At 24.7% G+C, this 3,859-nt stretch carries 6 protein-coding genes; all 6 read left to right on the forward strand.

What is annotated here, in order from left to right; translation table 11 throughout:
* Window positions 1-458, forward strand: a 458-nt coding sequence (locus tag AJ932_RS09140; protein ID WP_070289035.1) for a hypothetical protein, incomplete at its 5' end; no start/stop codon positions are given.
* Between the two features lie 44 nt (window positions 459-502).
* Window positions 503-727 (forward strand): hypothetical protein, encoded by a 225-nt coding sequence (locus tag AJ932_RS10885; protein ID WP_070289044.1) that lies wholly within the window; start codon window positions 503-505, stop codon window positions 725-727.
* A 249-nt stretch (window positions 728-976) separates the two neighbouring features.
* Window positions 977-1,660, forward strand: a complete 684-nt coding sequence (locus AJ932_RS09150; protein ID WP_002819291.1) for a hypothetical protein — start codon at window positions 977-979, stop codon at window positions 1,658-1,660.
* Window positions 1,660-2,658 carry a hypothetical protein gene (locus AJ932_RS09155; protein ID WP_070277927.1) on the forward strand — a complete coding sequence of 333 codons (999 nt, stop codon included), beginning with the start codon at window positions 1,660-1,662 and terminating at the stop codon, window positions 2,656-2,658. Before AJ932_RS09150 ends, AJ932_RS09155 begins: the two co-directional genes overlap by 1 nt.
* 143 nt (window positions 2,659-2,801) lie before the next feature.
* A complete protein-coding gene (locus tag AJ932_RS09160) occupies window positions 2,802-3,041 on the forward strand; it encodes a hypothetical protein (RefSeq protein WP_070277926.1) in 240 nt (79 codons plus the stop codon).
* The coding region (locus AJ932_RS10890) for a hypothetical protein (RefSeq protein WP_261660131.1) at window positions 3,041-3,859 on the forward strand (819 nt) is incomplete at its 3' end. The genes AJ932_RS09160 and AJ932_RS10890, both read left to right, overlap by 1 nt.

Genomic DNA, 3,859 nt, shown 5'->3' on the forward strand with positions numbered 1-3,859 from the left:
TTTTATTATTCTTAGTAGGAGGATGTTCTTATAAATATATGGATCCGCAGTATTATGAGTTTAGGAGCTTGTGTAAAGATAATAGTAATAAAATGATAGTGTTTAATAAAGATTATTTGGATTTAAAAAAACAATTTATTCAAGCTATGATGAATAATTCTAATATTAGAATTAAAAATAATGGTATAAAATATTTTTATAATGAAAAATTGAATTTGGAAATTCAACCTTCAAATTGGAAAGAAATAGAAACTAAATCACGCGAAATTAAACTTGGAATAGGAAAAGTAAAAGAAAAAGAAATAGAAGCTTGGTATATTGATGATAAAAATAACATTAAGTATCAAGAATTTAAACGATATTTGTATTATAATTATAATATATTTTTAAGAGGCGATGAGGGTGCTGGGTTTCATTTTGAATATGAGGAAATATTAGATTGTGAAGATGTTAGATAAAAAATTAGAAAGATAATTTGAGATTTAGATTTTTGGAATAACAAATGAGTAAAAACATTAAAACACAAGAAGCTAAATTAGACTTAATCACTAAATTCTTAGACTATGCTAATGTAGCTGATGCAAGTTATGCGATGCTACATTGGATTGATTATGTAAAAAAAGAAAATGACAAAAAACATGAAAATGGTGATACCCAAAAACTAGGTGATAAACATAATAATCAAAATTCTACCTATGCAAGAGCTATACAAGCTCGTTTTGAATAAAATAAAATAGTTAAAATAGAACCTAAATATTGTATTTCTCTTATAAATACTTGTTTTGATAGTAAAGAAATAACATTGGATAATGATATTAGTAGGGTAGGNTTNAATGATGCACTGAGTAAAAGAACTATTGATTTTGTAAATAGATTTAAACTTTTAAAACATCAGCCTAACACTACAAGTGGCTTTAGTGCTACTTTGTTTGAAGATACTAAAGATAATAATCAAAGTAATATAGGATAAAAATATATGAAAAACAAGCTCTATCATTATTTTAACAATAAAGAAAATTCAAATGATTTAAAAAAACAATTCTTTAAAAATATAAAACAAGCTTTATTTTATCTTTTTCTTGTCATCTTAACTTTTTATAATATTACTTATTTAACTCTTTTAACCTTTTTCCCTTTTCCTTTCTTTGGATGGATTAGCTTGTTTATACTTTCTACTATATGGGTATATTTATTTTTAAAGCTTGTCTTTTATCTTGTCTTTAAAATTTTTAATATTGATAAAAAAATTAAAAAGTTTTATTTATTTTTACCTTATCCATTATTCATGCTTCTTTGGTTTGGATACTCTTTTGTACCTCTTGAATGGCAAAGTAGTTTTAAAGAATTTGAGAGTTTGTGTGAGAAGGCTGATTCTAAGGCGGTTATTTATGATGCAAAAAATATTATAAGTCTTTGGGATAATTATAAAAAAATAAACAAGGATATTTTATTCAACATAACAGAGCAATATGTAGATTTTAGAATAAAAAAAATTATTATTTTATGGTACTATAAGGACGGCAAAAATACAATACAAGAATATAAAATAGACAATACATACTCTTGGCTTGACATAGGTATGTTTGCTAAATACAAAAGAAAAATGATATGCTATGATATTCAAAAATATAAAGAATTACAAGAAAAAAGAGGCTACTAATGTATGAAAAACAAGCCAAATATATGAAACTTTATAAATATGCTAGAATGTGCTGGGCTAGTTATTCTACAGGTTTAAATGAGGGTATGTTTGGAAAAGAAGATAAAAAATGGGGGTTGAAAAATCAAACACAATATTATACAAAACAGGATATAGAAATGTTAAAAGAAAATAACATTAATTCTCCCACATACTTCCAAGCCATAACCCAAAGTTCTATGCTTGTGTTTGATACTTATAATATTAGTTTTGATGAAGATAATGCTAATGAATTTATAAATCGCTATGAAGTATTAGCCTTTATTCAAGATGATGATACAAGCTTTTCTGCTACGCTTTTTAAAGATACTAAAGATAATGAATTAATTCTTGCATTTAGAGGTATAGATATTTTTCAATTTAGTTTTTCTTTTTGGGATAGTATAAAAGCCGGTGCACAAATTTTCAGATCTCAAGTTCCTCTGGAATATTATTTGCAATTATTAAAATTTTACGATGATAAAGTCAGGCATTTTTTAGGTAATAATAAACTTATTGTTACTGGACATTGTTTTGGTGGATATTTGGCACAGCTTTTTGTTTTGTCTTTTCCACAAAGTGTTAAAGCTTTATACACCTATAATGCCATGGGAGTATATGAAAATGAATATACAAAATATACAAATTATATAGGAAATAAATTTGATGATGGAATTGAAATTTTGGGATACAATTTTAATATCTTTGATGCTAATCTAAAAAATATTAAGCTGATTCCAATAACACAAGAGCTTAAAAATAATATTATTTTAAAAGATAATTCTATAGCTTTTAAGGAAGATACTCCTTATGAGGTTAAAGAATTGTTTCCCAACAATATAAAGAGTCAAAAAAATACAACTCAGCTTTATTTACAAATACAAAACGCTCCTTTGGATTTTAGTGTGATATTCAAAGAATTAGATTATAATAGCGTTTATACACTAACTCCAATCCAAGCGCGAGGATTTAAAAACTAATAGAAAATTTATTAAAAGGGAATGAAGAATTTTCAAAGCTGCTAAATGCAGAAATTTACAAAATATACACCATTGATTTAGATGACTCTGAAGAAATATTTCAAAAGTTTGGAACGCATATAAAGCCTAATGAAATTATAGCTTTGAAATTAGATTATTTTAAGTTGCAACTTAATTTTAAATTTGATGGTTCAAAAAAATCTGCAGAAAGTGTTTTTGGTTTTGCTAAAAAAGCCACTATTTTAAAATGGATTCTTGTTTTAATTTCTATAGAAGATATATGTGAAGAATTGTTAAAACAATCTAGAATTAAAGATGATGAGCCGTCATTACATTTTTTTTATGGATGGGAAGAATTTTTTAGAGATTTTCAGAGATATTAATGTTAAATACTTTTCTTTATGAACTAAACTATCATCATACGAAAAAAACAAAAAGTCTTGTTAGTGCTATTTTTAATCTAATGCAAAAAGATAAGAATTTTTATATAAAACATTTAGATTTAAAAGATATAGATGAGATTAATATCGAATCTGATATTTCACTTTTAAGAGCTCTTTATGTTTGCAAAGAATATGTATTTTATAAAGAAAATAATGAAACTTTTTTAAATAGCAGTGTTATAGGTTATAATTCTACTTTCACAAAAATCTTCATCCTAGATAAAGAAAAGCTCAATGATACCTATCTTGATACTAGAAAAAAGCTTTATAAATCTATCAATACTTTAAAAGAAAAAAGAAATGAAAAAATAAAAGATATCCAAGACTATTTAAATAAAGAAATTTCCTTACAAGATAATCTAAATAATCAAAGCTTTAATACTAAGGAAAATGATGTTAATTTAATTTTAAACGAAGTATTTAACATAGAGCAATTTTATGATAAAAATACCAATACCATAGTATTAAAGACAAATAATATAAAAATCATATTCTTAGATAAAGTAAATTTACAAGATTTGCAAGATAATTCTAACAATACTTCTTTCATCTCTATGTCAAATTTGATCCATATTTATGATAATCATTGTGATATTTTTGCAAAAGATAGAAGTGTTTTGGATATAAAGGACATAGAAGAAAAATATCAAATAGATTTTAAAAGTTTAGATATAAAAATCTTCCTAAACTCCACCCTCCTTACAGGATCAAATGAACTTCCTAACAATCCTTTTTACTTTGGAGAATTAGATCAAGAT

The organism is Campylobacter sp. BCW_6873, assembly GCF_001762365.1.
In the GTDB taxonomy this organism is placed as follows: Bacteria; Campylobacterota; Campylobacteria; order Campylobacterales; family Campylobacteraceae; genus Campylobacter_D; species Campylobacter_D jejuni.